The organism is Stappia sp. BW2 (genome assembly GCF_008107695.1).
In the GTDB taxonomy this organism is placed as follows: Bacteria; Pseudomonadota; Alphaproteobacteria; order Rhizobiales; family Stappiaceae; genus Roseibium.
This window is the reverse complement of the sequence record NZ_VIRG01000004.1, coordinates 1-302: the sequence shown is the minus strand read 5'-3', so window position 1 is coordinate 302 and position 302 is coordinate 1. Positions and strand designations below refer to the sequence as shown.

The following is a 302-nucleotide window of genomic DNA, read 5'->3' as shown; positions in this document are numbered from 1 at the left end:
CGCGTAACGCACACGAATATCCGTGCTCATATGATCCCCTCCGTCACTAATTGATTGATGATATCACACACGTACAAGGCAAACAACGGATTGAGCGGCAATGCCCTCTCCCCGTCCCGGGAATCCCAGTTGCTCTGTCGTTGTTGCTTTCACGTTCACCTGTGTTACATCCGCTTCCAGTGCCTTGGCAATAACCTCAGCCATCTGTGGGATATAAGGAGCCATCTTTGGCTTCTGGGCAATAATCGTTGAATCGATATTCCCTAGCTTATACCCGCGATCCTTCACAAGCTGCCATACAT

The 302-nt window shown here is 49.7% G+C and carries 1 protein-coding gene; it reads right to left on the bottom strand.

Annotated features, from left to right (window positions below; all coding sequences use genetic code 11):
* Nucleotides 1–63 precede the first annotated feature (63 nt).
* Nucleotides 64–302, bottom strand: a 239-nt coding sequence (locus FMN63_RS30030; protein WP_148581914.1) for a 2-C-methyl-D-erythritol 2,4-cyclodiphosphate synthase, incomplete at its 5' end; no start/stop codon positions are given.